The 19,308-nt window shown below is 72.5% G+C and carries 16 protein-coding genes; 10 read left to right on the top strand and 6 right to left on the bottom strand.

Annotation, left to right across the window (positions count from 1 at the left end; genetic code table 11):
* The first annotated feature begins 337 nt into the window (after positions 1–337).
* From ACZ4YL_RS31415 to ACZ4YL_RS31405, 3 genes are all read left to right on the top strand, one after another.
* Complete coding sequence (locus tag ACZ4YL_RS31415; RefSeq protein WP_468121197.1) at positions 338–937, top strand: class F sortase; 600 nt, start codon at positions 338–340, stop codon at positions 935–937.
* Positions 938–1,049: 112 nt separating this feature from the next.
* The gene (locus ACZ4YL_RS31410; protein ID WP_468121196.1) at positions 1,050–1,433 is read left to right on the top strand and encodes a hypothetical protein; all 384 of its coding nucleotides are present in this window, start codon (positions 1,050–1,052) and stop codon (positions 1,431–1,433) included.
* A 56-nt stretch (positions 1,434–1,489) separates the two neighbouring features.
* Entirely contained in the window at positions 1,490–1,702 is a 213-nt protein-coding gene (locus ACZ4YL_RS31405) for a hypothetical protein (RefSeq protein ID WP_468121195.1), read from the top strand.
* Positions 1,703–1,770: 68 nt separating this feature from the next.
* Here the strand turns inward: ACZ4YL_RS31405 and ACZ4YL_RS31400 are convergent, their stop codons facing one another.
* The 3 genes from ACZ4YL_RS31400 to ACZ4YL_RS31390 all read right to left on the bottom strand — a co-directional run bounded on the left by ACZ4YL_RS31400 (position 1,771) and on the right by ACZ4YL_RS31390 (position 3,237).
* Entirely contained in the window at positions 1,771–2,178 is a 408-nt protein-coding gene (locus ACZ4YL_RS31400; RefSeq protein WP_468121194.1) for a hypothetical protein, read from the bottom strand.
* A gap of 66 nt (positions 2,179–2,244) precedes the next feature.
* A complete protein-coding gene (locus ACZ4YL_RS31395; RefSeq protein WP_468121193.1) occupies positions 2,245–2,643 on the bottom strand; it encodes a RidA family protein in 399 nt (132 codons plus the stop codon).
* 105 nt (positions 2,644–2,748) lie between these two features.
* Positions 2,749–3,237, bottom strand: a complete 489-nt coding sequence (locus tag ACZ4YL_RS31390) for an RrF2 family transcriptional regulator (protein ID WP_468121244.1) — start codon at positions 3,235–3,237, stop codon at positions 2,749–2,751.
* A 125-nt stretch (positions 3,238–3,362) separates the two neighbouring features.
* Between ACZ4YL_RS31390 and ACZ4YL_RS31385 the strand changes: the two genes are divergently transcribed.
* The 4 genes from ACZ4YL_RS31385 to ACZ4YL_RS31370 all read left to right on the top strand — a co-directional run bounded on the left by ACZ4YL_RS31385 (position 3,363) and on the right by ACZ4YL_RS31370 (position 8,334).
* Complete coding sequence (locus ACZ4YL_RS31385) at positions 3,363–4,190, top strand: hypothetical protein (protein WP_468121192.1); 828 nt, start codon at positions 3,363–3,365, stop codon at positions 4,188–4,190.
* Between the two features lie 82 nt (positions 4,191–4,272).
* Entirely contained in the window at positions 4,273–6,267 is a 1,995-nt protein-coding gene (locus ACZ4YL_RS31380) for an FUSC family protein (RefSeq protein ID WP_468121191.1), read from the top strand.
* Positions 6,268–6,352: 85 nt separating this feature from the next.
* Complete coding sequence (locus ACZ4YL_RS31375) at positions 6,353–7,057, top strand: hypothetical protein (RefSeq protein ID WP_468121190.1); 705 nt, start codon at positions 6,353–6,355, stop codon at positions 7,055–7,057.
* Positions 7,045–8,334, top strand: coding sequence for an ATP-binding protein (locus ACZ4YL_RS31370; protein ID WP_468121189.1), 1,290 nt, complete (start codon positions 7,045–7,047; stop codon positions 8,332–8,334). The genes ACZ4YL_RS31375 and ACZ4YL_RS31370 overlap by 13 nt, the downstream gene beginning before the upstream one ends.
* An 81-nt stretch (positions 8,335–8,415) precedes the next feature.
* Here the strand turns inward: ACZ4YL_RS31370 and ACZ4YL_RS31365 are convergent, their stop codons facing one another.
* Positions 8,416–10,506 carry a PhoX family protein gene (locus tag ACZ4YL_RS31365; protein ID WP_468121188.1) on the bottom strand — a complete coding sequence of 697 codons (2,091 nt, stop codon included), beginning with the start codon at positions 10,504–10,506 and terminating at the stop codon, positions 8,416–8,418.
* A gap of 294 nt (positions 10,507–10,800) precedes the next feature.
* On the opposite strand from ACZ4YL_RS31365, the gene ACZ4YL_RS31360 reads away from it, so the two are divergent.
* Positions 10,801–12,624 carry a VWA domain-containing protein gene (locus tag ACZ4YL_RS31360; RefSeq protein ID WP_468121187.1) on the top strand — a complete coding sequence of 608 codons (1,824 nt, stop codon included), beginning with the start codon at positions 10,801–10,803 and terminating at the stop codon, positions 12,622–12,624.
* Between the two features lie 73 nt (positions 12,625–12,697).
* Here ACZ4YL_RS31360 and aspS read toward each other — a convergent pair whose 3' ends face one another.
* On the bottom strand, positions 12,698–14,521 hold the full coding sequence (aspS, locus tag ACZ4YL_RS31355; RefSeq protein WP_468121186.1) for an aspartate--tRNA ligase: 1,824 nt from the start codon (positions 14,519–14,521) through the stop codon (positions 12,698–12,700).
* A gap of 158 nt (positions 14,522–14,679) precedes the next feature.
* On the opposite strand from aspS, the gene ACZ4YL_RS31350 reads away from it, so the two are divergent.
* Positions 14,680–16,908, top strand: a complete 2,229-nt coding sequence (locus ACZ4YL_RS31350; RefSeq protein ID WP_468121185.1) for an ATP-binding SpoIIE family protein phosphatase — start codon at positions 14,680–14,682, stop codon at positions 16,906–16,908.
* A 40-nt stretch (positions 16,909–16,948) separates the two neighbouring features.
* Positions 16,949–18,001, top strand: coding sequence for an AI-2E family transporter (locus ACZ4YL_RS31345; protein WP_468121184.1), 1,053 nt, complete (start codon positions 16,949–16,951; stop codon positions 17,999–18,001).
* A gap of 207 nt (positions 18,002–18,208) precedes the next feature.
* Here ACZ4YL_RS31345 and ACZ4YL_RS31340 read toward each other — a convergent pair whose 3' ends face one another.
* The gene (locus tag ACZ4YL_RS31340; protein ID WP_468121183.1) at positions 18,209–19,204 is read right to left on the bottom strand and encodes a pirin family protein; all 996 of its coding nucleotides are present in this window, start codon (positions 19,202–19,204) and stop codon (positions 18,209–18,211) included.
* Positions 19,205–19,308: the final 104 nt, after the last annotated feature.

Here is a 19,308-nt window from a genome sequence, read left to right as displayed (position 1 = left end):
TTCCCCGCTACTTCCCCTGCCCCCCTCCCCCTTCTTTCTTCTTGTTTTTTTTTTTTTTTTTTTTCCCCCCCCCCCCCCGCACCCCCCCCCCCCCCCCCCCCCCCCCCCCCCCCCAAGACACCCCTTAGCAGGACACCTCTCACCCGTTCGGGCGCATCGGTACCGCCCCGGGCGGTCGGCGGGTGGACCCTTCGCGAACTGCGAAGACTCCCCGATCGGGCGACGACACGCCCGTGACGCCATGTCAGTCCACCGTGTTGCACGGGGTACCGACGGGCAGAGGAGATGTCCACTGCTCACATGACCCGGCCGTCCGAGCCGGACAGGAGGGAATCCCATGCCCCGCGCCAAGTGGGCCGTCGCTGCGCTGACGGTGGTTCTGCTGTCCACCGGCATCGTGGTGTTGCAACGGACCGAGGGTGCCCGGCCCGCGGCCGTGACCACCGACGACGCGCTGCCCTCGCGGGCGCTGGGGCTGTCCGGTCACCGCCGTCTGGTGCGGGAGCTGGAGCAGTCGGGCGAGCACACCCCCGGCACGGGGGCCCGGTCGCCGAGGACCGCCCCCGGGCCGCTGCGGGCGGTCACCGGACCCCTGCGGGCCGCGCGGCCGCTGCGGTTGCGCATTCCGAGCCTGGGCGTGGACGTACCGCTGACCGGCGACAGCGAGACGTTCGCCTGGGACACCGGGGGTCCGGCTCCGGGTGCGGCCGGGACCGCGGTGGTGACGGTGGAAGGCCTTCGCCTAGGCGAGTTGCGGCGGGGCCGGACCATCGAGATCCCCCGCGCGGACAGCCGTACGGCCGTGTTCACCGTCGTACGGATCTCACCCGGCAGGGCCTCCGGCCACGAGGGCGCGCCCGGCCGGGCCCAACTGCGGCTAGTCGGCGGTGAGACCGCCGTGCTGGCCCGGCTGACCGGGCAGCGCCGCACCCGCTGAGAGCGACGGTCGGGCGGCGGTCCGTCAGCCGAGGGGGTGTCTTCGTCCCCCGGTCGGGGGGTTCTCGGGGTCCGCCCGGGAGTCGTTCGGCGTGGCGGGGCACACCCCTCGCATGAGCGGGAGGCACCACACGCGTTCGGCACTGGCCAGGGCTCTGACCATGGCCTGTGTCGTGCTGCTGTGCGTCTTCGGCGCCGGTCCGGCCGGTGCGGAAGCCGCCGAGTTCCGCCCCGCCTCCACCGCGCCCGCCGTACCGGGCGTCCCCGCCGAGTCCCCCGAGCCCGGCGAGGGCCAGTCCGATCCGGCTCCGGCCCCTGATCCCGAGGCGCGGGCGGCCGTACGGACGGTCACGCGCGGACTGCCCGGCGTACGGCGGGCACCGCTCGCGGTGTTTCACGTGGAACACCCGGCCGCTCCGGCGTGCGGGCCCGCCGCGGACGCGGCCGAACCGGCCCTGTCCCGGCGGACGGTGCGGAGTGTGGTGCTGCGCTGCTGAGCGGACCGAGGTCCGAAGCAGCCCCCACACTCCCCTGAGCACCGTGAGGTTCCGCCATGCCCATCGACCCGTACGCCGCACTGAACGCCATGCTCCGCGCCGAGGTCACCCGGTTCTCCCCGCCGGTCCGGCAGACCGAGCCGGCCACGTCACCGAAGACCACGGCCACGGCCACAGCCGTAGCCGCAGCCACGGCTACGGCTACGGCTACGGCCGTCGAGGCCGAGAGCGAACCGCAGCGGACCGCCCCTGCGGATTCGGCCGCGTAGGGACCGCGCGACGCGCCAGAAGCGCCGGGGGTACCGGCGCTCCTGCCCGTCCCGGCCGTGCGACCGGCTCAGTCCTCGTGCGTGTAGTAGCGGTAGAACGCCGCCGCACCGACGCCCGCGGCGACGGCGAGGCCCACCACCACGGACTTGAAGATCGACTGGTCGGTGAGGCTGTGCAGATAGCCCACCGCGATGCCGCCGAAGGCTCCGTAGGCGGCGGCGTGGACCTCGCGCATCATCCGGGGACCGACCCTGGCCAGGCCGAACATGATCCCTGCGAAGATCACGCCGCACAGGATCCCGTAGAAGACGTTGGCCGTGGTCACCGGACCCGCCTGGCGCTCGATGAAAGCGGCCCAGACTCCGTAGACGAGCCCGAGGAGCAGAGGCCCCACGAACGCGCTCTTGTGCAGATGGGTCTTGCTCGCCGCCTGCCGCTTCTGCCGCCTGAAGGCGGTGGGTGCCGCATGTGCCATGACGGGCTCCTCTCTCCCATCATCCAGGGCACACCCGCCGTCCCCGGGCGGCAAGTGGATCAGTGGTCAGGGCGTGCGCACGGCCACCGCGTCGATCTCGAAGAGCATGTCGGGCAGGGCCAGGGCGGCGACGCCGATCAGGGTCTGGGCGGGCAGTTCGGTCCCCCAGGTGGCGTGCAGCTGCCCCAGCAGGATCTCCAGCTTCCGCTGGTCGTGGCCGACGATGTAGGTGCCGATGCGGACCACGTCGGAAGGGCCGAGGCCGACGGCCGCAAGGGCGGTACGGAGGTTGGCGAAGGCCTGCTCGACCTGGTCGGCGAAGTCCTCGGAGACGACGTGGCCGTGCTCGTCGGAGCCGTACTGGCCAGCTATGAACACCTGCTCGCCGGGTGCGGAGACGATGTGGCTGTAGCCGTAGCCGGTCGGGGTGTGGAGTCCTGCCGGGTTGATGATGCTGCGCGTCATGCCGAGCTCCCTTGTTCCGTTTCCGTGTCCGTACGTGCGGTGCGGTGCTCCGTGGTGCGGTGCTCCGTGGTGCGGTGCTCCGTGGTGCGGTGCTCCGTGGTGCGGCTACCGCGCGGCGAGCCAGGCGCGGAGCCGCTCGGGGGCCTGGGGGGCCTGCCGTTCGGCCTGCTGCCGGATCTCGTCGAGGTTCTGGGCCGCCAGCGCCCTGCGCCAGGCCAGTTCGGCCCGGGTCATGGCGTGCGCGATGGCGCAGTCGGCTGCGTCCCTCTCGGGGGCGGAGTCCGCCGGTTCGCCGGCGCCGGGCCCCTGCTGCCGGATCTCCGCGCACCGGAAGGCCCCCTCGGGGCCCTCGACGGCGGCGACCACGTCCATGAGCGAGATGGCGTCGAGCGGGCGAGCCAGCCGGAAGCCGCCCCGGGGGCCGGGGGTGGACGTGACGATGCCCGCCCGGGCCAGCGCCTGGAGCTGCTTGTTGAGATAGGCCGCGGGCAGGTCGTGCCACGCGGCCAGACGCGCCGCCGACACGGCCCGGTCCGGACCGGCCCAGGCCAGGTTGACGCAGCTGTGCAGCGCCCACTCGACGCCCTCGCTCATCTTCATATCCTGGATATTAAATATCCAGGATTATCGGCGCAAGGGTGCCACGCCGCGCGACGCCCCACCACCCACCCGCAGCAACACCGCTCGCGCCCGGCCCCGCGTCCGCTTTCCCTGGTGACGTGCGCACCATCCTGTCGACGGTACTCATCGTGCTCGTGGCCCTTCTGGTGCCCGCGAGCGCCGTCGCGTACTGGGCCGACCGCGAGCTGGGCAACGCCGACCGGTACACCGCAGCCATGTCCCCCCTCGCCGAGAACGCGAAGGTGCAGGAGGTCGTCGTCACCCAGGTCACCCGCGCCCTCGCTGGCCAGTTCGACGCGGGCCCCTTCCAGATCGGCGTGGACACCCTGCTTGGCGAGGCCCTGCACTCCTTCGCCGGCACCTCCGCCTACCGGACCGCCTGGGACGCGGCCAACCGCGCCGCCCACGCCGCGTTCCTCGACGCACTCACCACCGGCCACGGCGACGCCCTCACCATCGACCTCGCACCCGTCATCGCCCAGGTCAGGGGCGACCTCGTCGCCGACGACGTGCCCTTCGCCGACCGCATCCCGGTGACCCACCTGACCGTGAAGGTCATGGAGTACGACAACCTCGGCGCTCTCCGGAAGGGCTTCCACATGCTCCAGGTGGCCGGCGTCTGGCTCCCCGTACTGACCCTGCTCCTGGCCGCGGCGGCCATCGCCGTCGCCGTCCACCGGCGGCGCGCCGTGATCGCCACCGGAGTGGGGCTGGCGGTCGGGGCCGGGCTGCTGTGGCTCGCGGTGGACGTCTGCCGCCGGCTCACCCTGGACGATCTGCCCGCCGACATCGACCGGCCCGCCGCCGGGGCGGTGTACGACGCCCTCACCGCGTACCTGCGCACCACCGCCTGGGTGGTGCTGGTGATCGGGCTCGCCGCCGCACTTGCCGCATGGGTGATGGGCCGACTACGCCGCACCCCATAAGCTCGGAAGGTACCAACACACGCAGAACCACGCAGAAGATCACAGAAGAACCGATTCGCGAGCGGCGGGCACGGAAGCGGGAATGAGCACCGAACGCACCGAACACATAGCGTCGCGGCGAGCCCGGCACCATCCGCTGGCTCCGCCTTCCTGGCTGCTCAACGGGCTGAAACCCAGTGCCGCACCGATCCCGTGGGCCGCCGTGGCCCGGGCCTCGGTCGCGATGTCCGTCCCGCTCGCCGTCGGCTTCGCCCTCGACGAGCCCGAATACGGCGCGCTCGCCTCCATGGGCGCCCTCGCCGGAGTCATCGGCGACACCGCCGACGCCTACCGGATGCGTGTCCTGAACATCGCCGTCCCCCAGCTCTTCGGCGCCGTCGGCGTGGCGCTGGGCACCTTGGTCTACGGGCACGGCTGGCTGGCCGTCGCAGCGCTCACCCTCATCGCCCTCGTCTCCGGAATGATCTCCTCCATCGGCACGGTGGCCTCCGTCTCGGGACTGCTGCTCCTGCTCAACGCCGTGATCGGCGCCGGACTGCCGCTGCCCGAGCCCTGGTGGACGGCCCCGCTGCTGCTGACCGCGGGCGGGCTGTTCGTCCTCGCGCTGAGCCTGCTGGGCTGGCCGCTGCGCCGCCGGCAGCCCGAACGCACCGCCGTGGCCGACACCTACCGGGCCCTGGCCGACGCCCTGGAGGCCGCCGGCGGACCCGGCGCCCTCTACGACGAACGCCGGCAGCAGGTCACCCAGGCCATCAACCACGCCTACGACCTCGTGCTCGGCCGCCGGGCCCGGGTGCACGGGCGCAGCCCCTCGCTGGTGCGGCTGCTGGCCCAGCTCAACGTGGTGATCCCGCTGGTGGAGGCCGCGCCCGCCGCACACCTGCGCGGCCGGCCGCTGCCCCCCGAGATCCCGGCGGCCGTACGGGACCTGGCCGACGCCGTCGAGGAGGGCCGCAACGGAACGCCCGTACTGGAGCTGCCCGCCGCGCACACCCCGGCCGAACGGGCCGTCGACGCGGCCCTGCGCCATGCCGCGAAGATCGTGTACATCGCCCGGCCGGACCTGGACAACGTGGACGACCGGCTCGGCCGGCCCGCCGCCCTGCGGGTGCGCGCCCGGCGGGCGGTACGCGACATGATGCTGTCCCGGGCCTCCTGGCGGTACGGGCTGCGGCTCGCGCTGTGCATCGGGATCGCGCAGTCCCTCGTATCGGTGATCGAGTTCGAGCGGTCCTACTGGGTCGCGCTGACCGTCACCTTCGTCCTCAAGCCCGACTTCGGTTCGGTGTTCTCCCGGGCCGTACTGCGCGCCCTCGGCACCGCCGGCGGACTGGTCATCGCGGCCGCCGTGCTCTCCGAGGTGCCGCGCGGCTGGTGGGACGTCCCGGTGATGGTGGTGCTGGCCGGGCTGATCCCCGCCTTCTCCGTCAAGGGGTACGCCTTCCAGACCGCCGCGATCACCCCGGTGATCCTGCTCCTCTCGGACCTGCTCAACCACCAGGGCTTCGACCTGATCCGCCCCCGGCTGGTGGACAGCCTGATCGGCTGCGCGATCACCCTCGTCGCGGGATACCTGCTGTGGCCCGAGAGCTGGCACACCCGGATCGGGGACCGGCTCGCCGACACCGTGGACGACGCCGCCCGCTACGTGGAACGGGCCTTCGCACCGGTCGCCGGTGAGGCCGCGCTCGCGGCGGCGCGGACCACCCGGCTCCAGGCCCGGCGGCGCATCTACCGGGACCTGTCGGGCGTACGCAGCGAGTTCCAGCGGGCGCTGACCGAGCCGCCGCCGACCGGGGCGCGGGCCGCCGCCTGGTGGCCGCTGGTGGTCGCCGTCGAACGGATCGTGGACGCGACCACCGCCGCGCGCGTCCGGGTCAACCACGGTGCGGCCCCGCCCCCCGCCGACGAGGTCGAGTCGATCGCGCGGCAGCTTCGCGAGTTGGCCGTGCGGGTCCGCAGCAGCAGCATCCCGGTACGGGTCGACGCGGGGCCGCCGGGCGAGGCGACCAGCGTGCTGGCCCCGGTCCACCAGGAGATCGCGGCGGCCCTGGCCATCGCCCGGCCGGAGTCCTGACCCCGCCGCGGCCCCGCCCGGGACTGCGTCCCCCGAATGGGCCGCCTCCCGGGCCGGGCGGGGGCGGACGGGGCAGCATCGGAGCATGCGCCGCGTCGCCCCTGCCGTGATGGTCCTCGCCGTACTCCTGGCGGGGTGCGCCGATGTGGAGGGACTGCAGAGCGACGGCGACCTCGGCACGGTGCACGCCCCGAAGAGCCTGTGGAAGGACATCCGCCCCGACCCGCCCGCCCAGGACCAGAAACCGGGCGCGGCCGCCGTGGTCCCCGGACTGCCCAAGGTGGCCGACCTGAACATGCGCGGGGTGGACGCCCTGTCCGTCGTACGCGCCGACATCACCTCCGCCGCCGAGCAGGACGGCGGTACCGGCCGGCTCGTCGACCCGCGCGCCGTCCAGCGGCTCGCGCTCTGCACACAGGCTGTGGACGGCGGCCCCGACTGCCCGGTGCGCCCCGCGGTCCTGCACGACCTGACGGGCAACGGCCGGGAGGAGCTCATCACCGCCCTGGACGTCGACGGCCGGCTCAGCGAGCTGCGCGTCTACACCGTCCAGGACGACGGCAACATCGCCCGGATCCTGTCCCGGCGCGCGGTGCTGGAGGGCGTGGAGGTGGCGGCCGAGCACCTGGCGGTCCGCGAGCCCACGACGAACCCCCAGCACGTCGCCGTCTCCGACTACGTGTGGGACCCGAAGGCCGGGATCATGAACCTGTCCCAGCTCACCCTCGACGACTGCCCGGGGCTCACACAGAACCCGTCCGGCGGGGACGGGGCGCGATGCGCGCGCTGAGCAGCCTGCGCTGGAAGATCGCGCTGACCACCACCATGGTGTGCTGCATGGTCGCCGCCGCGCTGGGCATCCTGGTGCACAACGTGGTCGCCCGGCAGATGGTCGGGGAGGTCCGCAAGGCAGCCGCCGCCGAGCTGGAACACGCGCTGGGCCACTACGAGTACGGCACCGCGCACGGCGACGTGAACACCGTGTTCGATCCGCCCGGCCTGCCCCGGCGACTGCGCGAGCTCGTCGCGAGCGGTCAGACCGGCAGCATCGTCGGCGAACAGGGGGGAAAGCCCGTCATGTGGGCGGCCGGACCCGCCGACGGCAAGGTACTCGCGGTCTGGCTGCCCTTCGGGACCACCCGCGAACGGCTGCGGGACATCGACACCGCGATCCTCGCCTCCGCGATCCTCGCAGCCGGGCTGGTGGCGCTGGCCGGCCTGTTCCTCGCCGACCGGATCAGCCGGCGGCTCGCGGCCACGGCCGCCGTGGCCCGGCGGATCAGCGCCGGGGACCTGGACGCCCGGGTGAACCTCCAGGCCGAGGGGGACGATCCGGGGCCGGGCCGCTCCCGCGACGAGGTCCAGGACGTGGCGCACGCGCTGGACTCGATGGCGAGCTCGCTCCAGGGCCGGCTGGAGGCGGAGAAGCGCTTCACGGCGGATGTCGCGCACGAGCTGCGCACCCCGCTCACCGGTTCGCTGGCCGCGGCGGCGCTGCTGCCCGAGGGCCGCCCCAAGGAAATGATCAACAACCGGCTGAAGGCCCTGCACCTGCTGACCGAGGACCTGCTGGAGATCTCCCGGCTGGACTCGGGCGTCGAACGGGCCGACCTCGCCCGGGTGGAGCTCGGCCGGGCGGTGGAGCGGGCGGTCGCCGCGGTCGCCGGCGGGGGCGGGTCCGCGCCGGAGGCCGGGCCGGCCGCTTCGGTACGGGTGGTCCAGGACATGGCGGTGGTCACCGACCGGCGGCGGCTGGACCGGATCCTGGCCAACCTGCTGGTCAACGCCGGCAAACACGGCAGGCCGCCGGTCGAGGTGACCGTGGACGGACCGGTGGTGGTGGTCCGCGACCACGGGCCGGGCTACCCGCCCGAGCTGATCGAGCAGGGCCCGCAGCGGTTCCGTACCGGGGACCCGGGCCGCGGGCGCGGTCACGGCCTGGGACTCACGATCGTGATGGGGCAGGCGGCCGTGCTGGAGATCGCGGTGGGCTTCGCCAACGCGCCCGACGGGGGCGCGGTGACGACGCTCCGACTCCCCGTCGGCAGGGTGCCGCAGGGGAATTGACCGGCTTGTGCGGGTTCAGCGGCTTGAATGCCCGAGGGGCGTGTTTCACGTGAAACACGCCCCTCGGGTCAACTGGTCCGGTCAGACGCCGATGTTGCGGCCGTCCTTGCGCCAGACGGACACGACCGCCGGGCGGACGATCTTGCCGGGACCGTCGGGCCACACCGACTGCGGCTTCTCGACGGACGCGCCGTCGATCTCGCCCGGGTGCTGGACGGAGACCAGGACGCGCTTGTCCTGGATGAGCGGGCCGCAGGTCTCGGCGCCGCGCGGAACGGTCAGGAACTGCTTCAGCTCACCACGGCGCTCACCCGCCGTCGCGACACCGAACAGGCCGTCGTGGGAGCCGAGCTGGTTGCCGTCCGTCGAGATCCACAGGTTGCCGTGCGGGTCGAAGGCCACGTTGTCCGGGCAGGAGATCGGGCTGACCTTGTCCTTGGGGAAGCCCGCGAAGTAGGTCGCCGGGTCGTTCGGGTCACCGGCGACCAGGAAGAGCCGCCAGGCGAAACCGTCGCCCGCCGGGTCGTCGAAGTTCTCGGCGAGCTCCAGGATCTGGCCGTGCTTGTTCAGGTTGCGCGGGTTGGCCTCGGTGGCGCCTTCCTTGCCCGGCTTGCCGCGGTCGGTGTTGTTGGTCAGCGCGATGTAGACGCGACCGGTGCGCGGGGAGGGCTCGACGTCCTCGGGGCGGTCCATCTTCGTGGCGCCCACCTTGTCGGCGGCCTGGCGCGTGAAGATGTACACCTCCTCGGCGGTCATGCCCTCGACGTGCGAGACATTGCCGGTGGCCAGCTTGATCCACACGCCGGAGCCGTCGAACTCGCCGTCGGAGGGGAGCTTCCCGGTGCCGTCGAGCTCGGCGGCCGGGGAGTCACCGGTGAGCTTGGCGACGTAGAGGGTGCCCTCGTCGAGCAGCGTGAGGTTGTGCTCCTTCGCGGCGCGCGAATTGCCCTTCTTCATCTGCTTCGACGAGACGAACTTGTAGAAGTAGTCGAAGCGCTCGTCGTCGCCCATGTAGACGACCGGACGGCCGTCCTCGGTCAGGCGGGGCTGCGCGGCCTCGTGCTTGAAGCGGCCGAGCGCGGTGCGCTTGCGCGGGACCGAGTTCGGGTCGTACGGGTCCAGCTCGACGACCCAGCCGAAGCGGTGCGGCTCGTTGGGCTCCTGCGCCACGTCGAAGCGCTTGTCGAACCGCTCCCACTTTCGCTCGGTGGCACCGGCGGTCACGCCGTAGCGCTTCAGGCGGGCGGCCTGGGTGGGCTCGGTGACCTGGCCGGCGTTGCCGAAGTACTGGTTGAAGTTCTCCTCGCCGTGGAGGGTGGTGCCCCACGGGGTGGTGCCACCGGCGCAGTTGTTGAGCGTGCCGAGCACCTTGGTGCCGGTGGCGTCCACGGAGGTCTTCAGCAGGCTGCTGCCCGCGGCCGGGCCCGTCAGCCTGAACTCGCTGGTGGCGGTCAGCCGGCGGTTGAGCTGGTGGCGGCTGATCGCGGTCAGCTTGCCGCTGCGGTGGTCCTCCTGGACGGCGACCACGGACAGGCCGTGCGCGGCCCAGGCGATCTCGACCTGCTCACGGGTCGGGTTGGCCGGGTCGTACGCCTTGAACATGAGGTTCTCGTCCGTGTACTCGTGGTTGGCCACGAGCAGCTGCTGGCGCTCGTAGTCGCCGCCGAGCGGGAGGAGGCTCAGGAAGTCGTTGTTGTAGCCGAACTGGCCGGCCTGCGCGGCGGCCGTCTGCTTGTCGGGGTTGAAGCCCGGGGCACCCTTGACGATCGGATCGCCCCAGCGGATCACCACGTTCTGCTCGTGGCCCTCGGGGATGGTGACCTTGTCGTCGGTGTTCGGCGCGACAGCCTTGAAACGCAGACCGCGGGCGGCCTCGCCGCCCTTGCCCGCGCCGGCCGCGGCGGCATCGGCGGAGGGGGTGGTGGCGTTGGCGGTCTGCCCGGAGCCGCTGAGCGCCACGGCGGAACCGGCCGCGGTGGCGACCGTCACGACGGCGGCGGAGCGCAGCATCGCGCGACGGGAGTAGGCGCGGGCTATGACATCGCCGACGTACTCGTTGTCGCTTGTGTTCGGCACCTCGTGGAAGCAGGCGTCGCCACAGCGGTAACGACAGGTGAGAGCGGACCGGCCGCTCCCATGCGGGTTGCCGATGAACGGCAGAAGCTTGCGCACGAGTGTCCTCCGAGTAGCTGCGTGGGCGCCGACAACGCGTCGGTACGATCCAGCCGCGACGGTAGGCCCGGGTTGCGCCGAAGCGGCGGCGCAGGGATGAACGCTCGGTGAACCCGGCACGTCGGAGCGGCAGTTCACGGAGCGTGTGCGGGTGTGTGGGAGCCGGGCGCCACGAAAGGCGCCCCTGCCGAAGATCCAGCCGGGCGGCCGATAACCTTACGTGTCCACTCTGGGCAGGGATCATCCGCGCAGCACGGACAAATGACGCACGCACACATGCGAAAGGCCTGGCCCATGGGTATTCGGAGCTTGTTGCGCAAGGTATTCGGACGGTCCGCGGAATCCGTTCCGGAGACTACGGACACCCCTTCGGCCGCTGTCCCCAACCAGGCGGAACGGGCCCCTCTGGACGTCGCCGCCGAACTGGTGGCGGCGTCCTTCGACAACCCCACGGTTCCGCCGCAGTCCGCGCCGCGCGACCGTGAACCGGGCACCGTCCTCACGGCCCCCGCCCCGGCGGCGGAACCGACGGTCCCGGAAGCCCGCCGTGCGCCTGCGGCGAAGCCCGGCGGAGAAACCCCCGCACCTCCGGCGCAGGAACGGCCCGCGCCGGCTGCCGCCCCCGCTGCGGAGCAGCCCGAGGCCGAAGCGCCGCAGGCCGAAGCCGAGGCCGAGGCGCCGCAGGCGCAGGCGCAGGAGGCCGCCGCCGAAGCCGCCGAGCCCGAGGCGGAGCCGGCCCAGGCCGAAGCGCCGCAGGCGCAGGACGAGGCCGCCCCGGTCGCCGCCGAGGCGGAGCCCGCAGCCGCGCCGGAAGCTCCCGCGGAGCAGCCCGAAACGGAAGCGCCGGAGGTGGAGCCGGCAGCCGCCGAACCCGCCGCGCCGCAGGCGGAGCCCGAGGCCGAGCCGGTCACCGCCGCTGCGGAACAGCCCGAGGCGGATGCGCAGCAGGCGCAGGAGGAGCCCGAGGCCGAGGCCCCGGCAACCGCCGAGACCACCACGCCGGAGGCGGACACCCCCGCCGAGGCGGAGCCCGAGACCGCGCCGGAGGTGGAGCCGGCAGCCGCCGAAGCCGAGGCGCAGGACGAGCCCGAGGCCGAGCCGGTCGCCGCTGTTGCGGAGCAGGCCGAGGCCGAAGCGGCGCAGGCCGAAGCCGAGGCTCCGGCAGCAGCCGAGACGACCACGCCGGAGGCGGAGCCCGAGACCGCGCCGGAGGCGGAGCCGGCTGCCGCCGAAGCCGCCGCGCCGCAGGCGCAGGACGAGCCCGAGGCCGAGCCGGTCACCGCCGCTGCGGAACAGGCCCAGGCCGAAGCGCCGCGGGCCGAGGCCCCGGCAACCGCCGAGACCACCACGCCGGAGGCGGACACCCCCGCCGAGGCGGAGCCCGAGACCGCACCGGAGGCGGAGCCGGCAGCCGCCGAAGCCGAGGCGCAGGACGAGGCGGTCGCGGCCGGGGCGGAGGCTCCCGCGCAGGCGTTGGCCGTCGTCAAGCGCCGGGCTCCTGAGGTCGCCGGGGCGTACAAGGCCGCCGGGCAGTTGCTGCGGGGCAAGGGGAAGGCCGGGGCGCGGGCCAAGGTCTACCTCGTGCTGGACCGGTCCGGGTCGATGCGCGGGTTCTACAAGGACGGCAGCGCCCAGTACCTCGCCGACCACGCCCTGGCCCTCGCCGCGCACCTCGACGACACGGCGACCGTGCACACCGTGTTCTTCTCCACGGACGTGGACGGCACCGCCGACCTGACCCTCGACGGCTACGACGCCGCCTGGGTCGAGGCCCGCCACGCCGACCTCGGCCGGATGGGCCGCACCAGCTACCACGTGGCCGTCGAGGCCGTCCTGGAGCGCTACCAGAAGGACGGCGGCGAGGGCCCGGCCCTGGTCGTCTTCCAGACCGACGGCGCCCCCGACAACCGCCAGCCCGCCCGCCAGGCACTGGCCGACGCCGCCACCGCGGCTCCGGGCATCCACTGGCAGTTCGTGGCCTTCGGCGACCACGACGCCAAGGCCTTCGACTTCCTGCGCAAGCTGGACGCCGAGAACGCCGGCTTCTTCCACGCCGGCCCCGCCCCCACCGAGCTGACCTCCGCCGCCCTCGTCAAGGGCATCCTGGAGCAGTTCTAGTACGACGGGCGGAAACACGAAGGCGGCGCCCCCCTCCGGCAAGGAGGGGGGCGCCGCCTTCGGCGTATCCGGGTCAGCCCCGCGGGGAACCGCTGTCCGGGGTGACCGCGTCGGAGACCGGCCGCTCCGCCGCCTTCGTCTCGACCGGCTTGCGCAGCGCGATGTTCAGCTCGCGCAGACGGGCCTCCTCCAGCACCGTCGGCGCGCCCATCATCAGGTCCTGCGCGTTGCCGTTCAGCGGGAAGGCGATGGTCTCGCGGATGTTCGGCTCGTCGGCCAGCAGCATCACGATGCGGTCCACGCCCGGGGCGATGCCACCGTGCGGCGGGGCGCCCAGGCGGAACGCGCGGAGCATGCCCGCGAACTCGCGCTCGACGGTCTCGGCCTCGTAACCGGCGATCTCGAAGGCCTTCAGCATGACCTCGGGCTCGTGGTTGCGGATGGCGCCGGAGGACAGCTCGATGCCGTTGCAGACGATGTCGTACTGCCAGGCCAGGATGTCCAGAGGGTCCTTCTCCTCCAGGTCCTTCATCCCGCCCTGCGGCATGGAGAAGGGGTTGTGGGAGAAGTCGATCTTGCCGGTCTCCTCGTCCTTCTCGTACATCGGGAAGTCGACGATCCAGCAGAACCGGAAGACGTTCTCCTCGAAGTGGCCGGCCCGCTTGGCCGCCTCGACGCGAACGCCAGACATGATCTTGGAGACCTCGTCGAAGTCACCCGCGCCGAAGAACACGGCGTGGCCGGGGACCAGGCCCAGGCGCTCGGTGAGGACCTTGACGTTCTCCTCGGTGAGGAACTTGGCGATCGGGCCGGTCAGGGCACCGTCCTCGCCCACGCGCACCCAGGCCAGGCCCTTGGCGCCCAGCGAGATCGCGTACTCGCCGAGGCCGTCGAAGAACTTGCGCGGCTGCGCGGCGGTGTCCGGGACGGCCAGGGCACGCACGTGCTTGCCGGCGAACGCCTTGAACTCCGAGCCCTCGAACACGTCGGTGATGTCGACGAGCTCCAGCTTGGCGCGCAGGTCGGGCTTGTCGTTGCCGTACTTCAGCATCGACTCGCGGAACGGGATCCGCGGGAACGGCGAGGTGACCTCGCGGCCCTGGCCGAACTCGGTGAAGAGCTCGGTCATCAGGCGCTCGATCGGCTGGAAGACGTCCTCCTGCTCGACGAAGGACATCTCCACGTCGAGCTGGTAGAACTCGCCCGGCGAACGGTCGGCGCGGGCGTCCTCGTCGCGGAAGCAGGGCGCGATCTGGAAGTAGCGGTCGAAGCCGGAGATCATCAGCAGCTGCTTGAACTGCTGCGGCGCCTGCGGCAGGGCGTAGAACTTGCCCGGGTTCAGGCGGGACGGCACGACGAAGTCACGGGCGCCCTCGGGGGAGGTCGCGGTGAGGATCGGCGTCGCCATCTCGTTGAAGCCGAGGGCCACCATCTTCGAGCGGATCGACGCGATGACGGCCGAGCGCAGCATGATGTTGCGGTGCATGCGCTCGCGGCGCAGGTCGAGGAAGCGGTACTCCAGGCGCCGCTCCTCGTTCACACCGTCGTCGGTGTTGATCGTGAACGGCAGCGGGGCGGCCGCGCCGAGCACCTCGACCGCGGAGACCTCGATCTCGATCTCGCCGGTCGGCAGCTCCGGGTTGACGTTGTCGGCGCCGCGGGAGACGACCTTGCCGTCGATGCGGACGACCGTCTCCTTGGTGACGCTGCTCAGCGCCTCGTTCGCCGCGGTGCCGGGCCGGGCGACCAGCTGCGTGATGCCGTAGTGGTCGCGCAGATCGATGAAGAGGATGCCGCCCAGGTCTCGACGGTTGTGCAGCCAGCCGCTCAGCCGGACGTCGGCGGCGACGTCAGAAGCGCGGAGCTCGCCGCAGGTGTGGGACCTGTACCGATGCATCAGTCATCCAGTTCTACGCGATACCAGGGTGGATTCAACCGTCCCAAGGTTACCGTCCGGGAAGGTGACGGGTCGGGCACTCCCTCCAGCCTGCGCAAATGCGTCCGGTGGTCCGGGTGAACAGGCACGTAACGGATATCACCTGTAAAGATGGCCGGGTGCGCACCGAGGACGTTCTGGCCGCCATCGCGACCGGCCTGTGGCGATGGGACAACGCCTCCGGGACGGTCACCCTCGACGGTGAGGCCGCCCGACTCCTCGGGCTGCCCGCCGAACCGGTGGTGCTGCCGGAGGTCGCCGTACGGTCCCGCTTCCACCCGGTGGACTGGAACGAGATCAACGGGATCGTGAACCTGGCCGTCGCCGAGGGCACCCTCGCCGAGGCCCGGCTCCGGATCATGGACGTCGACGGCCGGGTGCTGCGCACCGTGCGCAGCCGCTCCAAACCGATGGAGAACCGGACGCCCGAAGGGACCACGGACTACGAGCTGATCGGCACCATCCAGGAGATCGCCGAGCCGCAGCCCGGCACCACGGCCGCCCACACCCCCATCACGGGCGACTGGCGGCGCTCCCGCGAGGCCTTCCTGCTGGACGCGGGGCGCGCGCTGGCGGAGGCGCGGTCGACGGCCGAGGTGCTGCGGGTCGCCGCCTCGCTGTCCATGCCCGGTTTCAGCCCGGACGGGCTGGCCGTCTTCGGCGTGGCCGGGGACCGGCTGTCGATCATCGGGCACCACGGGCACGATCCGGGGGACGAGGGCCCGTTCTCCGACATGCCCCTGGAGACGAACTACCCGGCCGCGGAGGTCGTCCGCACCGGCCGGGCGATCTACCTGCCCACCCCCGAGGACTACAAACGGCGCTTCCCGGCCGCCTGGCCGCTCGCCCAGCGCTTCGACCGGGTCTCCTGGGCCTTCCTGCCGCTGATCGTGGCCGGGCGGACCATGGGCGCCTGGATGGCCGCCTTCAAGCACCCGGCGTCCTTCTCCCCCGACGAGCGGTCCGTCCTGACGACCGTGGCCCGGATGCTGGCCCAGGCGCTCCAGCGCGCCGTGGTGGCCGAATCCGAGCGGGAACTCACCACCGGCCTGCAGCGGTCGATGATGCCGCAGCTCGGCCCGGAGATCCCCGGCATGCGGATCGCGGCCCGCTACGTCCCGACGGGCGGCGGGCTCCAGGTCGGCGGCGACTGGTACGACATGATTCCGCTGCCGTCGGGCAGGTTCGCGCTGGTCATCGGCGACGTGCAGGGCCACGACGTCCGGGCGGCCGGCCTGATGGGCCAGCTGCGGATCGCCGTACGGGCGTACGCGTCCGAGGGCCACCGGCCGGACGCGGTGCTCTCGCGCGCCTCCCGCTTCCTGGCCGGGCTGTGCTCCTCGCCGGAGTCCGACCCGTACGGGGACGACGGCGGTCAGGATTCCGACTTCCAGAGCCCGCGATTCGCGACCTGCCTGTACGTGGAGTGCGATCCGAAGACCGGCATGCTGGAGGTGGCCCGCGCCGGCCACCCCGATCCCGCGATCCGGATGGCCGACGGCACCGTCCTGATGCGCCCCACCGCGGGCGGACTGCCCCTCGGGATCGTCCCCGACACCGACTACCCCACCACCCGGTTCACCCTGGAGCCCGGCGAGACGATGATGCTCTGCACCGACGGGCTCATCGAGACCGGCGGGCACGACCTCGACACCGGCTGGGCGCGGCTGCGGGCCGTCCTGGAGTCCGACGCGCACGAGAACGCCTACGACGAGCAGGTCCCGGGAGCGGGCACCGCCACGGCCGGACCCGTCGCGCCCCCGCACCTCGAAAGGCTGGCCGACCTGCTGGTCCAGGCCGTGCACGGGCCGTCCTCGCACCACACCACCGGCCCGCTCGCCGACCGCCGCGAGGACGACATAGCCGTCGTGCTGTTGTGCCGCGAGAGCGCGGACCGCGGCTCGGGCACCGCGCTGCCGTACCCGGCCCGGCCCGTGCGCCGCACCGTGCTGACCGTGGCCCAGGTGGAGCCCGAACGGATCGCCGGCGTGCGCCAGCAGATCCGCGAGCTGCTGCACGACTGGGCCGACCCCGACCAGGTGGACTCGGCGGTGCTGATGGTCTCCGAGATGGTGACGAACGTACTGACGCACACCGACGGCGACGCCCTGCTGGTCGCGGAGGCGGTCGGCGAGCTGGGCGCGCGCCGGCTGCGCGTCGAGGTCGCGGACGGCAGCGACGAACTCCCGCACAAGCGGCAGCCGGGGGAGATGTCCTCCAGCGGCCGCGGGGTGCTGCTGATGGAGATGCTGGCCGACGCGTGGGGCGTGGACCCGCGGGGCGAGGGCAAGTCGATCTGGTTCGAGCTGCACGAGCAGTCGAAGACGGACGCAGACCCGGAGTTCTGACCCGGCGGCAGGGCGCGGCGGGGTGTGATGGGATGCAGCGGTGTCCGATCCCCTCCTGCCCGTGCCCGTACGGCGACTCGCCGCCTGGTGCGGCGTCGTCCTGCTCGTCACCGCGGTCCTCGCCGTCGGCGTATGGCTGTGCACCGTCTTCGAGGCCGCCGTGACGCCCGTACTGCTGGCCGTGCTCGGTACGGCCCTGCTCGGGCCGATGCACCGGCGCCTGGTCCGCATGAAGGTGAACCGCTCGCTGGCCGCGGCCCTGACCTGCCTCGCCGTGGTCACCGTCGTCGGCGGGGCCACGTACATCGTCGTCCTCGCGCTCATCGGGACCGGCGGCCAGATCGTCGACGCGCTGCGGCGGGCCGGCGAGACGGTCGCCGAGCACTTCGGGGCGGTGGGCACCTCGCTGGAGGACATCGCCGCGAACTCCAGGGACCTGCTCGCGAAGTTCGGCGGCACGGCCGCCTCGGGGGTGGTCGCGGGGCTCAGCGTGGTGGGCTCGATGCTCGCGATGGTGCTGCTGGCGCTGGTGCTGATCTTCTTCTTCCTGCGCGACTCCGACCGGGCCGTGGGAACCCTGCGCTCCCTCGTCCCGAGCCGCTCGGGCGATCTGATGGAGGCGATGGGGCGGCGCGCCTACGAGGCCGTCGAGGGGTTCATGCGCGGGACCACGTTCGTGGCCCTGGTAGACGCCGTGCTGATCGGCGCGGGTCTGCTGATCCTCGATGTGCCGGGTGCGCTGGGGCTGGCCGCCCTGGTCTTCGTGACGGCCTACATCCCCTACCTCGGGGCCATCCTGTCGGGCGCCGTGGCCGTGCTCGTGGCCTTCGCCGACCGGGGCTGGATCATCGGCCTGTGGGCGCTGGGCCTGGTGCTGCTGGTCCAGATGATCGAGGGTTACGTACTGCAGCCCGTGGTGCAGAGCCGCACCGTGCAGATGCACCCGGCCGTGGTGATGCTGGCCATCACCGCGGGCGCGAGCGTCGCCGGGATCCTGGGGATGCTGCTGGCCGTGCCGCTGACCGCCGCCGTCTTCGGGGTGATCTCGGAACTGCGGGCCCGGTACGCCGACGGTGCGGCGCCCGGGTCCTAGGTCCTGTCGTCAAAGTAGCGTCGGTCAGGCCCGCGGCGTCCGGTGCCATGGGGTCTCCCCAGGCCCGCAGGGCTTGGGGGAGCATCGCAAGGCGGAGGGGCGCCCGTGTACTGGACGTACTCGGGCGCCCCGACGACGCGGCGAGGTGCGGTGCCGGGCGGCGCGGATAGGCAACATCCGGAAGAGACGGCCCAGCGGACCTCCGGGTCAGTCCTGGTCGGCCTCACCCGTGCCGCGGTGGCCGAGGCCGGTGCGCGCGGTGGTGGGGATGCGGCCCAGCCGGCCCGCCTGGAAGTCGTCGAAGGCCTGCTGCAGCTCGTGCTTGCTGTTCATCACGAACGGCCCGTAGTGCGCCATCGGCTCGCGGATCGGACGTCCGCCGAGGAGCACGATCTCCAGGTCCGGGGCGTTGGAGTCCTGGGACGCGTCCGCCCGCACCGTGAGCGAGCCGCCCTCGCCGAAGACGGCCGTCTGCCCCGTCTGTACGGGCCGGCGGTCCTCGCCGACGGACCCGCGCCCGGCCATGACGTACGCCAGCGCGTTGAAGTCCTCGCGCCACGGCAGGGTGATCTGCGCGCCCGGCGACACGGTCGCGTGGATCATCGTGATCGGGGTGTGGGTGATGCCCGGGCCCTGGTGGCCGTCGAGCTCACCGGCGATGACGCGGAGCAGGGAGCCGCCGTCCGGGGTGGTCAGCAGCTGGACCTGGCCGCCGCCGATGTCCTGGTAGCGCGGGGGCATCATCTTGTCGGAGGCCGGGAGGTTCACCCACAGCTGGAGGCCGTGGAACAGCCCGCCGGACACGACGAGGGACTCCGGCGGGGCCTCGATGTGCAGGAGGCCCGAACCGGCGGTCATCCACTGGGTGTCGCCGCCGTTGATGACGCCGCCGCCGCCGTTGCTGTCCTGGTGGACGAAGGTTCCGTCGATCAGGTACGTGACGGTCTCGAAGCCGCGGTGCGGGTGCCAGGGCGTGCCCTTGGGCTCACCGGGCGCGTACTCCACCTCACCCATCTGGTCCATCATGATGAACGGGTCGAGGTACTGGTAGTTGATCCCGGCGAACGCGCGGCGCACCGGGAATCCCTCACCCTCGAACCCACCGGGAGCGGAGACGACGGCCAGCACCTTGCGCGGGACGGCGGCCTGCGGCTCGGCCACGCGCGGAAGGGTCAACGGGTTCTCAACAGTCACTGCGGGCATGGTCAGGACCTCCTTCTGCTTCGAGTTTAGTTGAAACTCGAACTTTCTGCCACACCGCGCACAACGGAGAAGGCCCCGGAGGAAATTCCCCCGGGGCCTTCGGG

The organism is Streptomyces sp. NPDC030021, from assembly GCF_055574035.1.
Note: the sequence above shows the minus strand (reverse complement) of the source record. Positions and strands in the feature narration are given on the sequence as shown.

What these genes read in the sequence shown, in the direction of transcription:
- ACZ4YL_RS31380 (WP_468121191.1), top strand. Translation starts at nt 4,273, where the DNA reads ATGAGCACCGAACGCACCGAACACATAGCGTCGCGGCGAGCCCGGCAC.
- aspS (WP_468121186.1), bottom strand. Translation starts at nt 14,521, where the DNA reads ATGCATCGGTACAGGTCCCACACCTGCGGCGAGCTCCGCGCTTCTGAC.
- ACZ4YL_RS31390 (WP_468121244.1), bottom strand. Translation starts at nt 3,237, where the DNA reads ATGAGCGAGGGCGTCGAGTGGGCGCTGCACAGCTGCGTCAACCTGGCC.
- ACZ4YL_RS31405 (WP_468121195.1), top strand. Translation starts at nt 1,490, where the DNA reads ATGCCCATCGACCCGTACGCCGCACTGAACGCCATGCTCCGCGCCGAG.
- ACZ4YL_RS31370 (WP_468121189.1), top strand. Translation starts at nt 7,045, where the DNA reads ATGCGCGCGCTGAGCAGCCTGCGCTGGAAGATCGCGCTGACCACCACC.
- ACZ4YL_RS31360 (WP_468121187.1), top strand. Translation starts at nt 10,801, where the DNA reads ATGGGTATTCGGAGCTTGTTGCGCAAGGTATTCGGACGGTCCGCGGAA.
- ACZ4YL_RS31415 (WP_468121197.1), top strand. Translation starts at nt 338, where the DNA reads ATGCCCCGCGCCAAGTGGGCCGTCGCTGCGCTGACGGTGGTTCTGCTG.
- ACZ4YL_RS31340 (WP_468121183.1), bottom strand. Translation starts at nt 19,204, where the DNA reads ATGCCCGCAGTGACTGTTGAGAACCCGTTGACCCTTCCGCGCGTGGCC.
- ACZ4YL_RS31410 (WP_468121196.1), top strand. Translation starts at nt 1,050, where the DNA reads ATGAGCGGGAGGCACCACACGCGTTCGGCACTGGCCAGGGCTCTGACC.
- ACZ4YL_RS31395 (WP_468121193.1), bottom strand. Translation starts at nt 2,643, where the DNA reads ATGACGCGCAGCATCATCAACCCGGCAGGACTCCACACCCCGACCGGC.
- ACZ4YL_RS31375 (WP_468121190.1), top strand. Translation starts at nt 6,353, where the DNA reads ATGCGCCGCGTCGCCCCTGCCGTGATGGTCCTCGCCGTACTCCTGGCG.
- ACZ4YL_RS31400 (WP_468121194.1), bottom strand. Translation starts at nt 2,178, where the DNA reads ATGGCACATGCGGCACCCACCGCCTTCAGGCGGCAGAAGCGGCAGGCG.